This is a genomic window from Moorena sp. SIO1G6 (assembly GCF_010672795.1).
Taxonomy (GTDB): Bacteria; Cyanobacteriota; Cyanobacteriia; order Cyanobacteriales; family Coleofasciculaceae; genus Moorena; species Moorena producens.
Genome location: NZ_JAAHFZ010000024.1, coordinates 77,043 through 99,426, shown reverse-complemented (window position 1 = coordinate 99,426; position 22,384 = coordinate 77,043). Strand labels below are relative to the sequence as shown.

The following is a 22,384-nucleotide window of genomic DNA, read 5'->3' as shown; positions in this document are numbered from 1 at the left end:
AAAAATATATCGGCAGAGTAAAAGAAGATGGCCGTTCACAACGACGACACAGTAGTTTTTATATAGGATTATATGCTCAAAATTGGGTCAGTTTTAGCGATGAGTGTATTAATTTAGTACGAGAATTAATGAGACTTAATCGTAATAAATGGAAGTATTATTTACGAGGAATGAGAGCTAAATCGCTTGTCCTGTCTGCTTTATAACTATTTTCGTCGCCCCCCCAGCTAAGTCGGCTGTATCTAGCAAAGGGATTTACCATACAAAACTGGGTGAATTGACCTTTACTGAAACACTTCCAGATGATATTGGAGATTGTCGATTAACTAGCACCAATGGGGATTACTACCTGACAGTCCCTCACAAGACTACTCAAGTAAAATCCGAGAACCAAGGTAGAGTAGTAGCTTTAGACCCTGGTGTTAGAACATTTTTGACACTTTTTAGTGAGAATTCTGTAGGAAAAATTGGTTGTGGAGATTTTTCTCGAATTCAACGACTTTGCTCTCACCTCGATGGCCTCTTATCAAGAATAAGCAAGGCAAAAGGGAAGCAAAAACGTCGAATGAGAAAAGCTGCCAGGCGAATAATCATTAGAATTCAGAATCTGATTAACGAACTACATCATAAGGCTGCCCGTTTTTTAGTTGACAACTTTGACGTTATACTACTTCCTACTTTTGAGACATCTGAAATGACAAAAAAAGGAAACAGGAAGATCAGGTCTAAAACTGTTCGGAATTTGCTTTCTTTTGCTCATTATCGCTTCAAAGAGTTCCTCAAACACAAAGCTGGAGAAACAGGGAAAACAGTAGTAGACGTCTGTGAAGCCTATACCAGTAAAACTGTTAGCTGGACAGGTGAGTTAATAAATATCGGTGGTAGCAAGAAAATTAAATCAAAAATTGATGGCCGATCGATGGATCGCGACATCAATGGCGCACGTGGGATATTCCTACGTGCCTTGGTAGATACACCCTGGCTGAGAAATCAGCTTGCATTGGCGAGCCAGGATTGACTTTTTGGGAGATTCTGGTAGCTAAAAAGTATCGGCATTACAGCAAGCTCAGAAAGACTTACGGGAAAAATATCCCCATCCTTATTATTGGGCAGCATTTTCTTTGACAGGGGATGCTGGGAAAAGGGAGTAGGGAGTCGGGAGTAGGGATATTGAGATACACCGAATTTTTGGCGTTGCTTAATAATGGAATGATTTTAAGAGTTTTCTGGAATGGGCATGTTGGTAGAACTGGCATGTTGGTAGAACTGGCATCTTGGTAGAACTGGCATGTTGGTAGAACTGGCATGTTGGTAGAACTGGCATCTTGCCAGTTTCATGCTTATTTTCGAGCGGGCAGGATGCCCACATATTTTCGAGCGGGCAGGATGCCCACTCTACTCCTATTCAGCGCCAAGACATTAGCAACGCCGAATTTTTTCCTATTCCCTATTCCCTAGTGCTCCAACCAAAGCGCTAAATCCGTTGCTGTCTCAAAATCCAACAAGGCTTCACTCAATTCCTCCAATCGAGTAATCGATAATCCCTCAATCTGCTGTTGGAGCCCAGGGTCAAGTAAACCTAACTTCAGGGTTAGCAAACGCATCACAATTAATAGGACTCCCTCCTGCTTGCCGCGCTGGATTCCCTTTTGGACTCCCTTTTGGATAATATCTTGATAGGTGACTGATTCTTCCATAACTTCCTCCCTCAAAAATCGACGGATTAAATCTTTATCAAACCGCAAACCAGCCAGTACATCCACACAGGCCGCTAGGGTTCGGAGTTGACCTTGTTCTTCAATTCTATCGACTTCAGCAACGACTTGCTCCAACAATAGATTAGGCCGATTACTCCTGGCTAAAGTGGCCAAGGGTAACAAAGCCCGATTGGCCAATAGTGGTAATGGGTCTTGCTCCCACAGACGAATTATCCGATAACGATGCCAGGTGTTAGTATCTCTAAACTCGTTAGTAAATACCATCTGTGAGGTCGTAGACTTTAGAAAAATTACCACCTGCTCAATCGGACATCGGTACTTGCGATGTAATCTGACCCAATAGTCCAACATCCGAAATGGTAATGGTGGCTCGGATTGGGGTAAGGTTTGAAATTCTAGGTGCAGAATTTGGTTTGTACTTTGGAGTAAAGTCAGAGCATCAGCTTGAATTGGTTCACTACTCAATTCGCTTTTAAGTACCTGAATATCTCTAGGTTCTTCACCCAATAGCCAGTGAAAAAACTCCGATGGGTATTCTTCTGCTAGGTATTTGCAGATATTATCGTAAGCCAAGGCAAATTGTTCAAAGTTAATACTATCTCAGACAGTGTAGTGAATCTGAACCAGAAAATTGATCGCACCTGGATCTTGTTTATTGAGTCAAGTTATGATACCTGACCAAGTCTGATTGAGATCAGATACATAAGGAATAATAGTAAATCCGGTTAATCACTTCTAAGGGAAAAATTTCAAAAATGCTGAAATCCCTTATTTAAACTCAGCAATTGATCAGCATAAGTACCAGTCTTATCTTTCAACCAGACCTCATTACCACTAGTAATCTTGCCAATTCCTGCTGCTCCCTCCCCCAGTTGTGCCACTAATTCCTCAGCAGCTTCAGTGGGCAAACATAGCACTAATTCAAAATCTTCACCACCATACAACGCCCAATCCAAAGCTTGCTCTGGAGACACCAATTTACTGAAGCTTGGAGGTAGGGTAATTCGGTTAGGATCAATCTCTGCACCAACACCACTGGCACCACAAATTTGTACAATAGCATCTGCTAAACCATCGCTACTATCCATACCCGCAATGGATAGTTGGAGGGTTGAAGGTTGAAGGGTTGAAGGTTGAAGGGTTGAAGGTTGAAGGTTTGAAGGTTGAAGGTTTGAAGGTTGAAGGGTTGAAGGTTGAAAGTTATCAGATTGAAAGTTATCAGGTTGAAAGTTATCAGGTTGAAAGTTCCAACTTTCAACCTTCAACCTGTTAACCTGTAACGTGAGTAAAGATACAACATCAAGTCTGGGTTGGGGACGCTGGTGAGCTTTAATCAAAGATAGTCGTTCCTCTGGACTTAAGTGTTTGCCGAAATCTGGGTTGAGGAGTAATTCTAGTCCAGCCCGGGAAGCACCATGAACACCTGTCACCACAATGGCATGTCCCACCTTAGCACCTGTTCTGCGGATAGCTTGGTCGGGGTAGACTTGACCAAAGGCAGTGATAGCAATAGTAATAACCGGCGAGCGACAGATATCTCCTCCGACTATTGGTGTATTGTACTGGTTTAAACACTGAGTCATGCCTTGGTAAAGTCTCTCAACCCAGCTAACCGCTACATCCCCTGTCAGGCTTAAGCCTACCGTAATGCCTAGGGGGGATGCTCCCATCGCAGCTAAATCAGACAAATTAGCAGCAGCAGCACGCCAACCAGCATCTTCTGGACTAGTAGTGCATTGGCTTACCCCACCGTAGCGATCGCTAAAATGCACCCCATTCACTAAAACATCTGTAGTAATCACCAAGGATTGACCAGACTCTGGAGGGGGAATTACCGCTCCATCATCCCCGACAACCCCTGGTGGACAGAAAGGCTGTAACCGTTCTAGAAGACCTTGTTCTCCGATATCTTTTATTAATTCAAGGGTCACGAGACAACGATCAATGATTGATACTTCTGACTGGCATAAACGGAGCTAAAGGTAATTAATCAAGCTTATCCCTGGCTTCGCCGCAGCCGCTTAGGAGCTGACCGCTTATAGCACTAAGCATTAAGGTGTTTGACATTTATAAAAGCAGCAAAAGCTATTATATTCAGCTATTGCTAGCATGCCTCTTGCCTCTTGCCTTGGGCGTAGCGCTATAACCGATAGGATAGCTATGCCTGCGGCTCAACTAAATTCTCAATCCCATCAATAACTCTCATCGACTCAATTACATCCCCTCGTTTGAGCTGTCTGAGTAACTCTTTGTTTTCTACAACATAGCCAAAGACAGAATAGCGCCCATCCATAAAGTTGATACCAGCTGGGGTAAGTTCTGGTTGAAACAGGAAGAAGAAAAACTGAGAAGAGCCACCATTGGGATCCTCTGCAGGACGTGCCATTGCTAGGGTACCAAAAGCAGAGAAAGGTAGCACAGGTTGCTCACGATAACGACCAATTTCTTCCAGGGTAAACTCATAAACCGGTTCCGAGTCCCCTTTCAGCATGATTTCTATGGGAATCCCTCGGTATTCACCAGTTTCTGGGTCAATAAAGCCTGTCGCTTTTCCTGGAGGGTCTCCTGCTTGCAGGATATAGTTATCTTCAGCACGGTTGAAGGTTAGACCATCATAGAAACCCCGCTGTACCAAATCCACAAAGTTACCGGCGGTGACTGGAGCATTGTAACCATCTACCACCATTCTCAAGGAACCTTCCTCTGTGGTCATTTCCACGGTAGCGCGACCCTTAAGTTGAGGTAAGTTACTATACTCTGGGGGTACCTCAAAGGGAAACTCCTCTACCATCAATTGTTCCAGTTCCCCTACTTGATCCAAGAGTATCCCGCGCTCAATCAAGACTCTTTCCTTGTCTTTAGCCTCCACAGCTTCTCGAATCTTAGCAATTTCGGCTTGGATCTGGGCAATTAGGGCTTCGCCTTGGGGTTTTCTGGCATCTGGAATGTCCGCTAGCAATTTCTGATCACTACTAGTTAAAACCACAGCAGCTTTAGTAATATCGCTGGTGATAGGACTCCAGCGTTTTCCCCGCATTTGTTGAGAAATATCCTCCAAACTGGCTTGTATTTTCCGCACTGGCTGATTATCTATCGGTAGGGCATAGCGCAACAAAGCTCTACCATCAGTAATGGCATTACCCCCTGGTAATCGACTTTCACGAGCAGGTTCTTGATTACCAAAGTTAAACTTAAAGTTCCACCAAGCTCCACTCAGACCTAAGGAAAGGGACATTAACAGCAGCCCCAAGAGGGTAGTCTTGGTCAAGGGTTTCCACCAATCTGGCAAAGAAATCTTTAAAAGTTTCATAAACAATAATTACCCCAAGCATTACACCAGTGGGGTCAAGGCTGATCCACAACGTATCAAAACTTCATCTCATATCTTCCCATGTCAAGGAAGTTTATGATACCGTTTCTCAATTAGCGTGGGTCTTTCAGCAGCGTTGCTTAATAATGGAATGATTTTAATAGTAGGTGCGCGCCTCCTAGGGCGCGAGGGATTGCTCGCGCCCTTGGGTCGCACCTGTGGAATGGGCATCAGGCGTGGAACTGGCATCTTGCCAGTTTCATGCTTATTTTCGGGCGGGCAGGATGCCCACTCTACTGCTATTCAGCGCGAAGATTCAGCAACGCCCTTTCAGCTGGGGCCCGCGCCCATCACACCAATAAACCACTGAGCTAGCCAGGTTATCACCCTCTCCCCCTGTCCCTATCCCTCCATCGATTTCACTAGCTTTGAGGTGATTGGCCAACAGTATCGTTTAGTTTAAGTTTGGCAAGTCCCTTGCCGCACCACTTTGGGACAAATCTTTAGGTTAACCTCCAAAGTGCAACTTTCAACCTTCAACCTCTCAAGGGTAAAATAAGATGCCGATTGTTCTGCCCGAGTTAGCAGGTTAATGATTTCTAGTAACGACTTTCGCACCGGTGTCTCCATTGAGTTAGATGGATCCGTATGGCGGGTAGTGGAATTTCTCCACGTCAAGCCTGGAAAAGGTTCCGCCTTTGTTCGCACCAAACTAAAAAATGTCCAGACAGGGAATGTTGTAGAGAAAACCTTTCGGGCTGGGGAAACAGTACCCCAGGCAAACCTCGAAAAACGTCCCATGCAGCATACCTACAAAGATGGCGAAGAATTTGTCTTCATGGATATGGAAAGCTTCGAGGAAACTCGTCTGAGTGAAGCACAGATTGGCGATCGCTCCAAGTATCTCACTGAAGAAATGGAAGTGAACATCCTCACCTGGAACGACCAGATTCTAGAAGTAGAACTGCCCAATTCTGTAGTGTTGGAAGTAGTCGATACCGATCCTGGTGTTAAAGGTGATACCGCTACTGGTGGTACCAAACCAGCCATTGTTTCAACAGGAGCTCAGGTGATGGTTCCTCTATTCATTTCCATAGGAGAGCGCATTAAAATCGATACCCGTAATGATTCTTACCAAGGTCGCGAGTAAATTGTTTTGATGCCCTGATTTGATGCTCTTAATAGATCATGAGATCATGGCAATCAAGATAATGGACTCAGCTGACTACTAAGGCAAAATAATGCCAAAAAATCTTAACCCTTAGCCTTTAGCCCCAAGACCCTAACCTTTTTTTAAAAATTGTGGCATTAGACATCAATCAACTTCGTGATCTGTTAGCTGCTATTGCTGAAACTGATATTACAGAACTGACCCTCAAGAGTGATGATTTTGAACTCACAGTGCGTAAAGGGGTCAGTATCACCCCTACCAGTGATTCTGGTGGAGCTAGCACTACTTATCAAGCCCCTACAGGCTCCGTAGCGGTTCCCATCGGCTCCACTCCCACTACTTCCACCCCAGTACTAGAGGTAGCCCCAACACCAGAACCAACCCCACCAGTACCTCCACCAGGGGTAGATCAAAAGTGGGAAGAAATTAAGTCACCCATGGTCGGGACATTTTACCGCTCTCCTGCTCCTGATGAAGACCCCTTTGTGGAGGTGGGGGAACGCATTAGTGCTGGTCAAACTGTTTGTATTATTGAAGCTATGAAGCTGATGAATGAAATTGAAGCAGAAGTGACTGGACAAGTAATGGAAATTTTGGTGACAAATGGAGAACCAATAGAATATGGTCAAGCACTAATGCGGATTAAACCTGACTAAGCATTACTCCTTAGATAGGTTTCACAGATGTCAAGCTAATAATAGCTGCTAGAAGCGAAAATAGGTTTGCTGGGCATGGGAATTAGAGGTCTGCCAACGTATATTTATTTGCCGCAGCGTCGGTTGAAAAATTTTCATCCAACGCTAGTGAGCAACTGCTCAAAGCAGTCTAAGCTGGGAAACCTCTAGAGTGGGAAGTTTTGATTGACATCTTGGCGAGTCAGTGGTTGATCAAGCATTAAGCCTTCTCCACCTAAAACCTCTAGTTGTTTCCCATCTACCTCAATCCATACTTGAGTATTGGGGTCTAGACTGCTTGCTGTATAAACAATTTGCGCCAGACGACCGCTCATGGAGCTACTGCCCCCACCAACGGTAAATTCCTGGGACAAGTCTACATGAACACCATCATTTTTGAGAGAAACACCCCGTAGTTTTGTACCTTGGGGAATAGTGGTCGTAAATGTGCCATTGGTCGGCCCAGCCAATAAACTGTTGAATGCGCTCTCTAAGATCTCACCTTTGTTAAGGGTCTTATTATTTAAGGGAATTGAACTGGGACTTAAAACAATTTGGTTATCAACATCATTGAGCCAATAAACCTGAATTTTTTCCTTAGTTGAGGGTTTTTCAGTTGTGGGTTGTATAGTCTGAGATGACTTGGGTGTAGATGACTTGGGTGTAGTTGTTGTCACAGACGAAGATTGCTGTGAACGCCATGCCCACCAGCTACCTCCACCTGCTGCTGCTAAGACTAGGATGGAAATACTGGCAATCACACCGAGAGGAATACCACGATCGTCTTGTTGGTCATGCATAATAACTGATTAATCAAAAGGTTGATTTACTGTAATTTGATTTACTGTGATCAGATCTGACTAGTGGCACGAAACCAAATTGAATTTTTGATATTTCATCCTTCATCTTTGATATTTCATACTTAACACGCTTTATTCCTTGATCCGGACAAATGCTGCTAATTCTAATTCACTAGGACTTAACTGGAATTGTAAGATACGGGCTGTGATGCCTTCATCTTCGATATTGCTCAGATTTAAGCGCTGGCTAAGACTACCAACAAATAACTTGATTATCTGAGGAGGGAGTGGGTTCCCATCAACCGACAACTTGGGTTCAATTAGCTGTATGCTTTTCCCGGTCAGGATGCCCACACCGGAGTTTAATATAATCTCTAGGGGTTGATTATCTCCTTGCTGCAATGTCACTTGTAAATAAATACGGTTGTTATCTAGGAAGTTGACTTGTGAGTTCAGTAGTTTATAACGCCTACTGCCACGACTGATCACAGCATTGATCAAATCGTTTAATACTTCTATAACTTCCGGCGACTCTAGAGCTTGGTTAATATCTGACTCGGTTAAAACTAGACGCACTCCAGCTTGTAGCGGTTGCCTCAGAGAGTTCGCTAGTGAGTCTTTACCACCTTTACGGACCTTCTCTATATCAAGGTCAATCGGATCAGTTTCTAATTCCAAGACACCAATCCGGATATCTGGCGTCAGCCATAATCCCTTACCAGCAATTAAAACCTGGTCTACTTTGCCTGGCAAAATTTGGTAATTGGGAGTGTTGTTAACTCGGACTTGCAATTGCTCGACCTGGGAAAGCTGGGAGCGGATATTGCTTTCGATCACCTTGTCGAGGATGAAACCCACCCCAGAAACGACAGTGATTAAGCCTGATAGGAATATGGTCAAAAATTCCATGGAAAAAAAAAGGCACAACGTTAAGAGTGAGGTCAGGCAAGGTAAGTATTCAGCTATCAGCTAATGCGCTACTTGAGGTGCTACTTGAGGTGCTATCAGCTAATGCGCTACTTGAGGTGCTACTTGAGGTGCTTTTTAATAAAAGAGGTAAGCATTCGAATAATGCTGAGTTAAGTCTGCTGACGGCACCTCAAGTAGCGTGAGCTAAAAGCTGACGGCTGACGGCTGACGGCTGAATGCTTACGAGGCAACGAGGGCAGTTAAGGGAGATAGGGCAGATGTAAGTAGTAGAGCAAAATTCAAGTTAACTGTTAAGACTTGGGAACAATAAACTTCAGATCAGGCAATAGAAGGGGATTCAATGCCTTCACAGGTCTTACACACCTATTACACAGGTCTTAACACAGTTAACTTGATCAGGACTTACGCACCAAGACCCTTAAACCCTGGTTTCTGGTAATACATCAAAGGTTTAAATCGGTGTAATTACCGTCAATAACCAGGTGGCTGGGGTAAGTCCTGTTTATTTCTATCCAGGTACTTACCAGAAAATTCCCTCTTAATCTTATCCCAAAACCCAGTTGAACAACCCTGTGCTAAGAGCAGGGGATGAACACTGGTTTTCCTTCTCACAATTCCAATTTCCATGGAAACACTATAACTTGACACTCCCCACGGTTAGAAACCGGGGGATTCTTCGTTCAGCGACCCAAGTTGCTGAGACAGGATTTCTCCAGTCCCAGTAGTGCTCAGGTCTCCCGAAGCGTTGGGATCTTTATCGATCCAAGTTCCGATGTGCCCCATCGTACTTAAAGCAGAATTCAGAATATTGATGGCGGCATTTTGGTCGCGATCTAGAACACATCCACATCGACAAACATGGGTTCGAGTTGATAGTGATTTCTTGACCGTTGTTCCACAACTTGAACAATTTTGGCTTGTGTAGGCAGGGTTAACGACAACTGTTACTCTGCCCAACTTTTTGCCAAAATACTCTAACCACTTCCTGAATTGATACCAACCTGCATCATTAATAGACTTGGCGAGACAATGGTTTTTCACCAGGTTCTTAATCCTCAAATCTTGCCTTACGGCACGCTGCGCGAACGTAGGCGACCATGTCGTTAGACAGGACTACGCAACGCGCTACTCTCTTAGCATGTTCTTCACGTTGCCTACTTATTTTGAGGTGTACACGTCCTAGCTTATTAATGGCGCGCTTACGGTTAGCACTGCCTTTTTTCTTTCGAGAAACGCGACGTTGATAGAACTTCATCCGTTTCTCGCTTTTTCTGTAGAATCGTGGGTTGGGTTCAGTATTGCCATCTGAATCTGTGTAGAACTCTTTGAGTCCGACATCTAAACCAACGTTGTGCTTTGTCGGTTCAACATCAACGTTGACATCTACTTGAATACAGAATTGGCAATAATAACCATCAGCTCGTCTAACCAGTCTCACTCGCTTAATCTGTTTAACTCGATAGAATGCCAAATCCCACGTCCCAATCAATTTAAGTTTACCAATCCCTTTTTTGTCGGTAAATTCAATGTGCTTGGGGTCTAGTAACTTCCACCCGGACGTTTTGTATTCAACAGAGCGGCTACGTTTTTTGAACCGAGGATATCCTTTTTTCCCGGGGAGATTTTTCTTACAGTTCTCAAAGAACTTAACAATGGCTGACCAGCATCGTTCTACAGATGTCTGACAAGCGTGGGAGTTCAAATCTTTGACAAAGGGATACATAGCGCGAAGTTCGGTGTTATACCGATATAGCTCTTTCCTCCCTAAACCTCGATTATCTATCCAGTAACGCAAGCATGAATTCCTAACGAATTGACCAGCCCGGATTGCCTCATCAATCGCTCGGTATTGATTGAGTTTTCCTTTAACTTTGAACTCGTAGACTATCATGCCTGTGACACTTGCTTATTTAGCCTATTACCTACAGTACCACAAGAATTGTTGTTTATGTGAGGGGGTGAGCTTACCCCATGGATGAATCGTAGGGGCTTGCGCTCACCCCCTCACACTCCCCGATTTCCGGTCAACGGTCAATGGTCAACGCTCAACGCTCAACGCTCAACCTTTAACCTTCCACAGAGTTTTTATAAGAATCCTGCGGCAGCACTAAGGCTTTGAGGTACCTTACCGTTACTGTGGTTGGTTTTACCATTGCCATTACGGGGTTGGATTACTCCATATCCCCCATGATTGCGTTCATAGATTACATTAATCTCCCCGGTTTTGATGTTCCGGAACATATAAAAATCGTGGTCTACTAGCTCTAGTTGTTCCAAGGCTTCCTCTACAGTCATTGGCGGCATGGCAAAATACTTCATGCGCACCACTTCTTCGGGTAGCTCAGGAGTGCGATCGCTAATTAGATCAACTGCCACCGATTCTTCTTCTAGTATTACGCCTGTCTTTGCCTGATTACGGGTTTTCTGGGATTGCAGCTTCTCCTTATATTTCCGCAGTTGACGATGAATCTTATCAGCGACCAGATCAATGCTGGCATACAAGTTTTCAGTCCCCTCTTGGGCACGAATCACTGTCTTATTGGCATAAATGGTTACTTCAGCTGTCTGTTTAGGGTTTATCCGAGGATTACGAGCCACCGATAGATTTATATCCACCTGATTGGTAATGTTTTGAAAATGATTGACCGCCTTTTCTATTTTTTGATGTACATAGTCACGAATTGCATCGGTGATATCGATGTTTTTACCTTGGATAACAAGCTTCATACTGACTACTCCATCTCGTAACGTTTGCGCTTGACAATAGCAGTGGAGGTTGGGGAGATCTGCTATTGGTTCTTACTCTTACCCTATCACTTTGTATTCTAGACAACATCAACTTTTGATTTCTCTTCAAATTCCTTTGCATTCGTTGACATTGATAAAATAGGGCATAGAGTATGGTACAATTGGCGATTGTGCGTAAATGTTTAATTAGTCATCAAGGCTTAGTCCCTTACACAGTGGCTTGGGAGCAACAGCGTACGCTAGTTAGTCAACGGCTCCAAGATTCCAGTTTGGATGATATTCTCCTGTTGCTGGAGCATCCACCAGTTTACACCCTAGGAAAAGGGTCGAGTATTGACTTTCTAAAATTCGATCCCAATCAGGTTAACTCGGAGGTGCATCGGATAGAGCGTGGTGGTGAAGTGACCTACCACTGTCCTGGACAACTGGTAGGCTACCCCATTCTCAATCTCCGGTACTATCGCCAAGATTTACACTGGTACCTCAGACAGCTAGAGGAAGTTTTGATTCAGGTATTGGCTGTCTATGGACTAAAGGGTGAGCGGGTGGCTGGCATGACTGGTGTCTGGCTAGAAGGATGTAAAGTTGCTGCCATTGGCATTAAGGTGAAGCGCTGGATTACCATGCATGGCTTTGCTTTGAATGTCTGTCCTGACCTTGCAGGTTTTAATCATATCGTTCCCTGCGGCATTGCGGATAAACCGGTGGGTAGTCTAGCTCAGTTTATTCCAGATCTTAGTGTGGAACAGGTACGCTTAGATCTCTGTGGTAAATTTGCTGAGGTTTTTGGTTTGCAACTGATTGACCAAGGGGAAAGGGGATTTTAGGGTAAGCATTCAGCTATCAGCATTCAGCTATCAGCATTCAGCTATCAGCTATTGGCCTATGGCCACGGTACTTCAAATGCATATGCTTACCAAATAGCTAAAGTCCTGCTACAGCATCCTGGTTTTTGGGTAACGGTATTGCCTCTTTCCACCGTATATTTGTTAATTTTTATTTAAATTTTATCAAAAAAATCACCAGCTGTGGAGACAGCTGGTATGATCCACGTAATTAATTAGAGATACGTCGTCGTTTTCCATGAGGAAAATCCAGGCTGCGCGTTCCCAAACCGACAGCCTAAAAATTTCTGCTTTAAATTAATCGTAACAGAGAATACGTTCTTTTTTGTAATTAAAGTTTACATTTTTTTGGTTGAGGCAGATTTCATAACGTAATCACGACCTTGATCAGGACGCCCCCAGAGGATTTGCTCGTGCTTATAAATCGCCATGCCTGGTTTAGCGCCTTTAGGCTTGTAGACATATTTGGGTTTCGTGTAAACAACTGGTACCTGTTCACTCTGACACCCCCGGCTGTTGTAAGCGGCTAGATCAGCAGCAAATTGCAAATCTGCTGGATCAGCTACTGTTCCTGGCTCTAATCTCAGTAGTACATGACTCCCAGCAATCTCTTGGGTATGAAACCAGAGGTCATAATCCCCAGCGGTACGAAATGTCAGCTGGTCATTTTGCCGATTGTTGCGACCAATCAATAATTCAAAACCACTGGGAGTTTGATATCGATAGGGCTGTGAGACATCAGATAAATTACGACTCCTTTGAGCAGAGGCTTCTAAATATCCTTGCCCAATTAGCTCTTCGCGGATTTCCTGTAGGGTTTGTAAGTCGTCTAGAGTGTTATAATAGGTATTTAACTGAGTCAATGATGCCTCGACTTGCTCTAAATACTGTATTTCATCTTGTACTTCTTTTAGTAATGGCTCAACGGCATCCCGAGTTCGTTTCAGTTTTTGGTGTCGCTTGTAGAAAGCTTGGGCGTTTTGGACAGCATTTTTCTCAGGATTTAAGGGAATCTTGACTGGCTGGTTGGTTTCAAAGTCCAGTAGGGTGATGGATTTCATCCCTGGTTGCCAATCCTGGAGATATGCCATTAATAAGTCAGCTTTTTCTCGGGATTGGTCAGCTTGGTCAGATTGCTGTAAACGTTCGTTAAAGCTAGAAGCTTTTTGCCGTAGTTTTCGTAGGTTATTATTTAGCTTCTGAGTGAGTTGGTTATGCAATCGCGCAAACTCATGTTGATTGAACTGGTTAGTGTAGTAGGCATTGAGTAAGGTTTGGATATTTTTAGCTGGTTTAACTATCCCCCAATCCATTACCGTATATCCTTGGTTTGTCCAGCCTGGCTGAAAAAGGTTAGCTGGTTGTTCGCCTTTGGCGTTCGAGTAGGGTAGATTGGTCGGTTGTGGGTTGTCTGTAGAGAACTTGCTAACGTTTAATAAAGTTTGTAACCATTTTTGCCAGCGTTGAAATAGGTTTTGCCAGTCGGATTCTTCTAGGTTTTGGGTGGATTGCTTTGGGTCTAAACCAGCTGCTTGTACCATAGAGCGAGCAAGGGTGGGACTCAATCCTCGATAACTTTTGAGTAACTGATTTGCTACTGCTCCTGGTATCAAACTTACTCGTTCTTTCCAGCTCTGGTAGGGTTCAGTCAAACTGGGGCTAGTGCCAGTCAGGGCTGGTGGGAGTTCGTAGGGTTGACCGGTTTGAATAGTACGGACGCTGGATTGCTGGTTACTGACTTGATGAGCAGTGGTGACAATCAGATTGTCAGCATCAGTGAGGATTAGGTTACTGTATTTGCCGATAATTTCTACATACAAATGCCAAGTCGGAGCTTCTCCAGGGCGTTTGGCAAATTGCAGGTCTAAGACTCTCTCCCAAGGGGCAATGGTTTCGATGGCAATTAGGGCGAAGCCACCTAACTGGTGCCGCAGTTGGTCACTAAAGGTGAAGGTGTCGGGAACCCGAGGGGGTGGATCTCCTATGCAAATCCGGGCAGCTTGGGGATGCCAACAAATGGTGAGCCAACCTCGACCATTTAGGGTGCGTAGGGCGATCGCAATGGTGTAGCGATCGCGTTGATAGACTTGTTCGGTACGTCCTGGTACCCAGGTAGCACGCAGCTCAGAACAAGCAGCGGTCAGGGTGGTATAGTCAACAGGTTGCATGGGCCAGGTGCCAGATCTGAGCTTGGTAGGATTGGGGTTTGAGAATGGGTTCGCGTAGCGGCTCAATGCTTAGCATCGGATTTGGGCTAAGGCTATGGGATCGCCTTCTAGTCCACTTCGTATTTTGGGCATTTATAGCAGAAGTCATTTGTCAGAAGTCATTTGTCAGAAGTCATTTGTCAAACTCTTGCGCTTACTTAGGTTTGAGACTTTTGTCATGTCCTAACTGCCCTGGCAACTGCTATACATACTATTGTATAAGTCAGTCTTAGGGCTACGATGTTAGTCGAGAAACTACCTATTCTCAAGTCAGAGCTCACCTAGCCAGTGTCATAATACCAAACCTGAGGCAGTGACAACAAGGCTAAAAAGTAGACAGGGTATGGGGTGTGGGGTTTGGTAAAAATAGAAGGTAATTTTGAGTTACCCCAGCAAAAACCTCCGTCCCCAACCTGATTCAACCGTCTCTACCAAAGTAGCCAGCTCCTGATGTTTCCCTACCCCGGTGACCCCAAACCCCACACCCAGTAAGGCTTTTAAGGCTGTTGGCCACCCCCTCAGGTGCAATATAATAAATATTTAGCTAGTAAATACCCGAAAATTCAAAAAATATGGCTTGGTACGATAATCCAACAGTTGCTGCTACTTTAGGTGCCCTTGCTGGATCAGTATTTACAGCATGCGTATCTGTATTTATCTGGCATAAAACAAAAAAGATTAAGCAAGTAGATTGCATTATTAATGATTCTTCCTCACTACTTTCCTTCTCAGATACAATTCGTAACGAACTCAAAATTATATACGCAGATGAACCTGCAAATTCTGTATTTTTATTCAATATGGAAGTTTTTAACTCTGGTAACCTAGCTATTAGGGAGCAACCAGTGAGTATACGTTTAGACAGCAATTCCAAGATTGTAGGATATACTTTCAAAACTATTCCAGAAGTTGGATTTGGAGAAGTTCGAGAATTATTACTTCAAGAAAACCGACTTGATTTAATTATTGAACTATTGAATCCGCGAGACCGGGTATATATTGAGCTAATTTCTATTAATAACTATTCAAGTAATATAGATGTCTACATGAAAAATGCTAACGTTACCTCTCGTGTGTATACTCGCCGAGCTGAGAATGCTATCTTAGGAATATTGTCTCAGGAGATTGATCCATCTTTAGCATCTCTTGCCATGCTCAGCAACTTACCATTTTTTGGTGGATTTGCCAATTCTATAATGACTATGGTCTTGGCACAACAAATTAAAAAAGCTGTAAGACAAAAAAAATAACTTCTATTCCTTTTTTTTAAATTTCCAAAACCTTCATTCGCCATTTCTAAAATTGAGAGGTTTTGTCTACTAAAGATTAACCGTAGGTCACACTACGCAAACACTATATTTTTCCTGCTCAGGAATAAAAAAAATGATGTTATTCAGTACCTTTTATGCTAAAGTTGCAATAAAAAAATCGGAAAGCTTACTGTACCATAAAAATGGTACTATTCAACTAACAAAATTTTATAAAGACGGCCTCTTTTAACTATTCCCTGATTCCTGCTCCCTGCTGCCTCTGCTAAACTGTTCATTTAGCATAACAAGTACAGAATAACCATAAATTTTAGCAATTAAACACTCGAAGTTACAGTATTGTTTGCACTTATTCACGGCTATCGTATTTTATATTTACCCGTAGGTTGCGTTATTAATGCACCATCAGTTTGTACTAATTAAGTAATATTTAAGTGACATTTTCTTTTCAAAAAAAGTTAAAATTAAATATAATTTTTGTGCTATAATAAAAGTGACCTTAATTAATAAGGTCAAAAACCAGCCCCCTGAACCTCAAAAACCACGGGGCTGGCTCTAACCCCTAGTAACATAGGAGATAATTTTATTATGACCTATCGAGACCGTCTTAGTCCGTGGGTAATTGTGCGGTTATTACCCAAAATGCAACGAGTCGTTGTTGCTCGCTTCCGTAACCGCTCTGATGCAGAGGGTCACTTGCGCAGTCTCCGACAGCTGATGCCTGATGTCAAATTTGTGATTATTTTTGATACTGGGGAGGAATTAGATCAGAAGTAAATAAATAACTGCTTGTTTGTGGACGGTTGACAGTGGTTTGTAACCAGTAAACAGTTAACGGTCAACCGTCAACTTAGGAATAAAAGTGTTATCAAAATTGACAGTAGACCCCTTGTTGATCTGCTCAAAAAAAAACTATAGTTTGTGTGGAGGTCAAATCTCCAATTGTCTACAGAGTAAAGCAGGAAATCATGGGATGGTTAAAATCATCAGCCGCAAATCCTTAGGCACTAAACCTGTCTATGATATTGGTGTCAAGAGCGACCATAATTTTATTTTGGCAAACGGTATGGTTGCTTCCAATTGCTTCAACAAATCCCACTCTACCGCCTATGGCTATGTAACCTATCAAACTGCCTATCTTAAGGCGAATTACCCAGTTGAATATATGGCAGCGCTGCTGACAGCGAGTAGTAACAGTACGGACAAGATACAGAAATATATTGCTACTTGCTCAACCATGGGGATTGAGATTTTGCCACCGGATATCAATCGTTCTGATTTTGATTTTACCCCAATCTCTAATAGTATATTGTTCGGGTTTTCAGCAATCCGGAATTTGGGACACGGAGCAATTAATTGTATTATCAAGGCTCGGGAGACTGGTGGTGAGTTTAAGGCTTTGGCAGATTTATGCGATCGCGTGGATTTGCGCACCCTTAACCGCCGTGGTTTGGAAGCATTGATTTACTGTGGTGCCTTTGATAGCATTCAGCCCAACCGCCAGCAACTTATCCAAGACCTGGAACCAGTGATTAGTTGGGGGCAAGACCGTGCCAAAGACCGAGAAACTGGTCAGCTGAACATTTTTGATCTGTTTGGCAACAGTAATTCTGAGCAAGATCAGAATCAGAACAATAATGCTTGGGAATCTGCTCCCACCGCTCCAGCAGTTTCTGATTTTTCACGCCAAGAAAAATTAAATTGGGAAAAAGAATTGCTTGGTTTTTATGTGTCTGACCATCCTTTAAAATCAGCCCGTCCAGTAGCTCAAGTTCTTTCTCCTGTCAGTTTGGCGGAGTTAGCAGAGCAAAAGAAGGGGACAACTTTGAGTGCTATTGTAATGCTCACCGAAGTTAAGCCTCACCTCACAAAAAAAAATAATGAACGCATGGCCTTTGTGCAGATGGAAGATCTGACCGGTCAAGCTGAAGGAGTTGTATTCCCGAAAACTTACGAAAAAATTAGTTCTTTACTGCAAGCCGATTCCCGTTTAATTATTTGGGCGAAGGTGGATGAGCGAGATGAAAAAATTCAACTGATTATTGAAGATGCTGAGCTAATTGAAAGTTTACGAACAGTAGTAGTAGAACTTACCCCTCAGGAAGTTACGACAAACAACCTTAACCAATTAAAATCGATTCTGCAAAAACATTCCGGTAAAAAACATCAGGCAAAATTCCCCGTACTAGCAACTATTGCTGCACCCCAGCAGTATCAATTTGTCCGTTTTGATTCTAAATACTGGGTCCAAGATCACCAAGTAACCGTTAATGCTCTCAAAGCTAGTGGATTTGATGCCCGTACTGCTCCAGTTATTAGGAGTTGATCAAGGAGTTTAGTCTTTTAATGTTTTCTGGCTTGATGTCCCGGTGGATAACATGATGTTGATGAACAAATTGTAGCAATGGCAGCAAATCATCCAGTAGCGCCCGAATTTGTGCTTCATTAAATCCACCCCGACTTGCCAGTTCTTGGAGGTATTGACAAAAGCGCTTCGCTTCTAACTTTTCACCAATAGGTATATATAGGATTGAAAAAATTAGATGCGTTTACCCTGAGGGCTGTGATGGCACGATTTTAGCTTTTCAGCTATTGCTGAGTCCTCTACTAGAGGACGTTGAGTCTTTTTGGCATGGTCTCGGTGGGTTTTTCCGTGGTGGCTCATCAGGATTCACAATGGCTCAATTACTTGTCTGTTCTGAGTTTCACACGACGCACGACCCTGGAGCCAATCCCTCACAGGGGTAGGTTTTTTAGATTTGCGTCGGGACCGGTGCGACCCGTGGCGAATTTAATTCGACGACTGTAAGCGCACGCCGTGGGAATCGGGAATCGGGAGTCGGGAGTCGTCAGAAGCGGGAAATTGTAAGACTTATTACTGAAAATTTTGTGTATTTTGATAGAAATCATCAGACTTATTACTGAAAATTTTGTGTAATATATGGCAATTCTGCGACTTGTGAGGTAAAAATATCTAGGTTTTAGGGACTGAGGCCGTGGGCCACGCGGGGCGCGTTCGGACCAGGGATTAGGCAAGAGTGAAACAATCTTGTATACCTCATGAGTCCTAGAAACACTATATTACCCATTACCTATTACCCAGATTTAGTACAAATGTTCGGCATTGGTGACATGCTCTCAGGCAATTCCCCCTCTTGACAAAAGGCGTTTTCTCTTATATATGATTCGTAAACTCGCTGTAATCTTTGTAGGATAAGGCTTGCGCTCAAATAGAACAATTGAACTATTTAATACCCAAAAGACAATCATAGCAAGGCTTTCATAATTCTTAATATTTCCTTTAGAAATCAGCTCTTAACTTGTCACCAATGAACATAGACACTGAACAGCTTAACAAAATGTTACAACAATAAAGTGCATTTCCGAATAGCTTTTGTTAAGCTACTTATTGGTGATACTTTGTATCAGTATAAAAAACTGAACCACCAAGTATTTTTAAATACAATTACAGTAGTAATATAGAAATAATTTAACCCTGAATATGCTCACACAAAACCAGATTAAACACTTTGAAGAAAAGGGATGGTTAGGCCCCCTTGATATATTTACAAATTCAGAAGTAGAATCTGTAAAAAAATGTATAGAAACTAATAGTTCACTTAAAGAAGTAGAGGGTCAGCCGATGATGATGCTCTACAACAATGTCCTGAACCTCAACACATCTCGTGACCTTCATCTGTTTCATCAACCGATAGTCGAGATGTTTAAAAACAACAAAATTGTTCGGGTACTAAACCAGTTGGGTGGAGACAATTTACTATTGTGGAACAGTAATGTTTTTTGCAAAATGCCAGGGGAAGGAGAGATCAAATGGCATCAAGTTTATGATTCTTACGACCCCAGCGCCTATGATCCTCAAAAGCCAGCACTGCTTTACCCCAATACTGAAGATATTATAAATATATCAGTATGGATAGCTTTAGATGATGCTAATCTCGAAAACGGTTGCTTACATTTTGCTAATGGGACACACAAGAAAAAATTTGGGCGAGTGCAGGTACCTGCTGAGGAAGGAATGTTTGCGGGTATAAAAAACCATAAAATGGTTTGGCAAGGGCGGAGACAATACTCAGTAGTGTTTGACTTCGATGACAATGAATGGGAAGTGGAAGCTGTACCAGCGCGCATGGGGCAAGCTATTATTTTTACCGAAAGAGTTATGCATTCCTCTCCCCCCAATAAGTCCAAGCAACAACGCCGACTAGGTATTAATGGACGTTATGTTCCTCCCAGCGTACAGGTTTATCCACACCGTTTAAAAGGCGATTTCATTGACGAAAATTTTCATAATATCAAAAAGCATTTTTGTATCCTGGTATCAGGGCAAGATGATTATGGAATCAACGTCGTTCGTGATTCTCATGATCTAGACAATATAGAGTTAGAATTTCAGACCATGTCCAACTTAGTTCGCTTTGGTCATGTTCAACTACCTAAAGGCAAGAAAGAAATAGAGCTTGAGACTCTCTATCAACAAGCAATGGAAGGGGATTGTCTAGAGGAGGAGCCAGATCCGATTCTGCAACCTAGAAAGTATATTCAATGGCAAGCCTGGAATCAACTTAAAGGCATGAGTTGCAGTGAGGCGATGAAGCAATACAGTCAAATAGTAGCCAAACTGCCAGTAGTGGATCAAGAAAGGGAGCTGCCTCTAGAAGAAAAAATTAAAGCTTGGTTAGTCGCTTACATAGCCAAAGTTTTTAACATTCAACCAGATGAGGTGAATAGTACTCTTCCTTTTGAGCGCTATGCTCTAGGATCGGCTGAGTCAGCAACTCTAGTTGCTGAGTTGGGAGCTTGGCTAGAACGAGATATTCCTGCTACTGCGCTTTATAGTTACCCAACAATAGAGTTTTTGGCTAAGCATTTAGCTAATTCGCGAGAAGCCCCGCGCTGTACCGATAGGGTCAGCGTCGGGATGACAGCGAGGCAATGAAGTAAAACGTAATTGCCAACTAAGACTCCTTTGGCTCAGGGAAACGAGCTATTAAGCTTCTTACCAGTTCTGAACTGGTCATCCCTCTGCGTTCGCGTAGCGTGGCCTACGGCCAATCGGCTTCCTGTTTTAACTGTTTTTTCTCGAAGTCAGTTAATCTAATCATCAAATTTTTGCCTTTCATTATGCATTAACACATGTATACACAACGTGTATAATCCTAATAGGTCGAAAAGCAGGAGATGACAACAATGAGAGCAGCGTATCAGTACCAGTTGAGATTGACGAAAAGTCAGGTTACTAAAATAGAAAAGTGGCTAGATCTGCTTAGGTGTCAATATAACTACTTACTGGCAGACAGATTTAACTGGCATGAACAAAACCGATGTTCTCTGAGTTCCTGTCCTCTTGTTTGTCATTTACCAGAACTAAGAGACAATCCAGACTATTTTTCCCAAAAAAGAACATTACCTCAACTCAAGAAAGATAGACCTTGGTACTCGGATATCCAATCTCAAGTCTTGCAAGATTGTGTAAAACGAGTTGACTTAGCCTTTAAACGATTCCTAAAAGGAGACAGCAATGGAAAAAGGAGCGGAAGACCCAGATTCAAAAGTCAAAGTAGATATAAGTCTCTTACTTTTCCTTCTTTGTCTAAAACTCCTATAAATGGAAATATCTTGACTCTTCCTAAATTTGGAAAGGTCAAGATGATATATCATCGACCTATCCCTGACGGCTTTAAGGTAAAAACAGCGACCATAACACGGAAGGCTGACGGTTATTACGTGACGCTTTCGATCCAAGATGACACTACTCCGGAAATATTGCCAGTAGAAAGTGTAACCAATCCCATTGGGATAGACATGGGACTCAAATCCTTCTTGGTCAAATCTGATGGTTCAGAGATTCCCATCCCTCAGTACTACCGAAAAGCCCAGAAGCGATTAAAGAAAATACAAAAAGCAGTTAGCCGTTCCAAAAAGGGAAGTAAAAACAGGAATAAAGCTATATCTAAGTTAGGAAAAGCTCACAAGAAAGTAGCTGACACCAGAAAAGATTTTCATTTTAAAACAGCAAAGAATTTACTAGATAATCATGACCTAGTAGCTCATGAAAAGTTGAACATAAAGGGGCTGGCTAGGACTAAACTAGCTAAGTCAGTGCTAGACGCTGGGTGGGGGCAATTCCTCTCTATACTGTCGAACAAAGCCGTTCGCGTAGCGTGGCCTACGGCCTTAAATGCTGGTTTGATAACGAAAGCAGTAAATCCAAGGCCGCAGGCCACGCTACGCGAACGAAACACCAGTCAAAACTGCTCTAATTGTGGGCAAAAAGTTCCCAAGGAATTGAAAGACCGCATTCATTCTTGTCCTCATTGTGGATATACAGCGGATAGAGACGTGAACGCGGCTAAAAATATATTGAATTTGGCGGTGGGGCATCCCGTCGGAAATAAAGCTTACCGAGTAACCGAACCGTTAGGTGGTGTTGGTGTGCGGCTCGTTCTGAGGTAGGAGCCTCCTGAAACAGGAGGGGTATGACCCAGAAGATTCGCGGGGTAAAAACCCCGAATCTTAACTATCAGTTGGATGGTGGTGAAAACCCACCCCATTAAGAGAATATGTGACTCCTTATCTGGCCACACCGAGCAAGGCGGCAACCTTACAGAGTGACGCTGGCACCAGGGCGGAATCAGAGGTGAATCAGATTATCCACACTGCCGCTAAAAGGGAGACGACATGGGTAACAGTAG

At 43.1% G+C, this 22,384-nt stretch carries 17 protein-coding genes and 4 pseudogenes; 10 read left to right on the top strand and 11 right to left on the bottom strand.

Annotated elements, in window-relative coordinates:
• Positions 1-206, top strand: a pseudogene (locus F6K63_RS21940) (IS4 family transposase); the annotation flags it as partial.
• Positions 207-229: 23 nt separating this feature from the next.
• Positions 230-1,018, top strand: a pseudogene (locus F6K63_RS21935) (zinc ribbon domain-containing protein); the annotation flags it as partial.
• 58 nt (positions 1,019-1,076) lie between these two features.
• Here F6K63_RS21935 and F6K63_RS21930 read toward each other — a convergent pair.
• The 4 genes from F6K63_RS21930 to F6K63_RS21915 form a co-directional block, all read right to left on the bottom strand.
• A complete protein-coding gene (locus F6K63_RS21930) occupies positions 1,077-1,307 on the bottom strand; it encodes a hypothetical protein (protein ID WP_131827126.1) in 231 nt (76 codons plus the stop codon).
• A 147-nt stretch (positions 1,308-1,454) separates the two neighbouring features.
• Complete coding sequence (locus F6K63_RS21925) at positions 1,455-2,291, bottom strand: Rpn family recombination-promoting nuclease/putative transposase (protein ID WP_008188986.1); 837 nt, start codon at positions 2,289-2,291, stop codon at positions 1,455-1,457.
• Between the two features lie 176 nt (positions 2,292-2,467).
• Complete coding sequence (gene thiL, locus F6K63_RS21920; RefSeq protein WP_287313114.1) at positions 2,468-3,649, bottom strand: thiamine-phosphate kinase; 1,182 nt, start codon at positions 3,647-3,649, stop codon at positions 2,468-2,470.
• A gap of 227 nt (positions 3,650-3,876) precedes the next feature.
• Positions 3,877-5,028: a peptidylprolyl isomerase gene (locus F6K63_RS21915; RefSeq protein ID WP_008188990.1), complete on the bottom strand. Its 1,152-nt coding sequence runs from the start codon at positions 5,026-5,028 to the stop codon at positions 3,877-3,879.
• 592 nt (positions 5,029-5,620) lie between these two features.
• Here F6K63_RS21915 and efp point away from each other — a divergent pair.
• Positions 5,621-6,178: an elongation factor P gene (gene efp, locus F6K63_RS21910; RefSeq protein ID WP_008188994.1), complete on the top strand. Its 558-nt coding sequence runs from the start codon at positions 5,621-5,623 to the stop codon at positions 6,176-6,178.
• A 152-nt stretch (positions 6,179-6,330) separates the two neighbouring features.
• On the top strand, positions 6,331-6,855 hold the full coding sequence (gene accB / locus F6K63_RS21905) for an acetyl-CoA carboxylase biotin carboxyl carrier protein (RefSeq protein WP_008188996.1): 525 nt from the start codon (positions 6,331-6,333) through the stop codon (positions 6,853-6,855).
• A 185-nt stretch (positions 6,856-7,040) separates the two neighbouring features.
• Here accB and F6K63_RS21900 read toward each other — a convergent pair whose 3' ends face one another.
• From F6K63_RS21900 to hpf, 4 genes and pseudogenes are all read right to left on the bottom strand, one after another.
• Positions 7,041-7,673 (bottom strand): GerMN domain-containing protein, encoded by a 633-nt coding sequence (locus F6K63_RS21900; RefSeq protein WP_008188998.1) that lies wholly within the window; start codon positions 7,671-7,673, stop codon positions 7,041-7,043.
• A 132-nt stretch (positions 7,674-7,805) separates the two neighbouring features.
• Positions 7,806-8,582 (bottom strand): LmeA family phospholipid-binding protein, encoded by a 777-nt coding sequence (locus tag F6K63_RS21895; RefSeq protein WP_008189000.1) that lies wholly within the window; start codon positions 8,580-8,582, stop codon positions 7,806-7,808.
• Positions 8,583-9,260: 678 nt separating this feature from the next.
• A pseudogene (locus F6K63_RS21890) lies at positions 9,261-10,494 on the bottom strand (RNA-guided endonuclease InsQ/TnpB family protein).
• Between the two features lie 194 nt (positions 10,495-10,688).
• Positions 10,689-11,330 carry a ribosome hibernation-promoting factor, HPF/YfiA family gene (hpf, locus tag F6K63_RS21885; RefSeq protein WP_287313113.1) on the bottom strand — a complete coding sequence of 214 codons (642 nt, stop codon included), beginning with the start codon at positions 11,328-11,330 and terminating at the stop codon, positions 10,689-10,691.
• Positions 11,331-11,503: 173 nt separating this feature from the next.
• Between hpf and lipB the strand changes: the two genes are divergently transcribed.
• On the top strand, positions 11,504-12,178 hold the full coding sequence (gene lipB / locus F6K63_RS21880) for a lipoyl(octanoyl) transferase LipB (protein ID WP_287313112.1): 675 nt from the start codon (positions 11,504-11,506) through the stop codon (positions 12,176-12,178).
• A 356-nt stretch (positions 12,179-12,534) separates the two neighbouring features.
• Here the strand turns inward: lipB and F6K63_RS21875 are convergent, their stop codons facing one another.
• Positions 12,535-14,364, bottom strand: a complete 1,830-nt coding sequence (locus tag F6K63_RS21875) for an Rqc2 family fibronectin-binding protein (RefSeq protein WP_287313111.1) — start codon at positions 14,362-14,364, stop codon at positions 12,535-12,537.
• Between the two features lie 611 nt (positions 14,365-14,975).
• Here F6K63_RS21875 and F6K63_RS21870 point away from each other — a divergent pair.
• The 3 genes from F6K63_RS21870 to F6K63_RS21860 all read left to right on the top strand — a co-directional run bounded on the left by F6K63_RS21870 (position 14,976) and on the right by F6K63_RS21860 (position 17,997).
• Positions 14,976-15,653 carry a hypothetical protein gene (locus tag F6K63_RS21870; protein ID WP_287313110.1) on the top strand — a complete coding sequence of 226 codons (678 nt, stop codon included), beginning with the start codon at positions 14,976-14,978 and terminating at the stop codon, positions 15,651-15,653.
• Between the two features lie 606 nt (positions 15,654-16,259).
• Positions 16,260-16,448, top strand: coding sequence for a hypothetical protein (locus F6K63_RS21865; protein WP_287313109.1), 189 nt, complete (start codon positions 16,260-16,262; stop codon positions 16,446-16,448).
• 196 nt (positions 16,449-16,644) lie between these two features.
• The gene (locus F6K63_RS21860; protein WP_287313108.1) at positions 16,645-17,997 is read left to right on the top strand and encodes a helix-hairpin-helix domain-containing protein; all 1,353 of its coding nucleotides are present in this window, start codon (positions 16,645-16,647) and stop codon (positions 17,995-17,997) included.
• Positions 17,998-18,010: 13 nt separating this feature from the next.
• On the opposite strand, the pseudogene F6K63_RS37375 reads toward F6K63_RS21860, so the two are convergent.
• Both F6K63_RS37375 and F6K63_RS21850 read right to left on the bottom strand, forming a co-directional pair.
• Positions 18,011-18,145: pseudogene (locus F6K63_RS37375) on the bottom strand (protein kinase domain-containing protein); the annotation flags it as partial.
• A 262-nt stretch (positions 18,146-18,407) separates the two neighbouring features.
• Positions 18,408-18,581, bottom strand: coding sequence for a hypothetical protein (locus F6K63_RS21850; protein ID WP_287313107.1), 174 nt, complete (start codon positions 18,579-18,581; stop codon positions 18,408-18,410).
• Between the two features lie 592 nt (positions 18,582-19,173).
• On the opposite strand from F6K63_RS21850, the gene F6K63_RS21845 reads away from it, so the two are divergent.
• On the top strand, positions 19,174-20,628 hold the full coding sequence (locus tag F6K63_RS21845) for an acyl-CoA-binding protein (RefSeq protein WP_287313106.1): 1,455 nt from the start codon (positions 19,174-19,176) through the stop codon (positions 20,626-20,628).
• Positions 20,629-20,879: 251 nt separating this feature from the next.
• The gene (locus tag F6K63_RS21840; RefSeq protein ID WP_287313105.1) at positions 20,880-22,145 is read left to right on the top strand and encodes an RNA-guided endonuclease InsQ/TnpB family protein; all 1,266 of its coding nucleotides are present in this window, start codon (positions 20,880-20,882) and stop codon (positions 22,143-22,145) included.
• Positions 22,146-22,384: the final 239 nt, after the last annotated feature.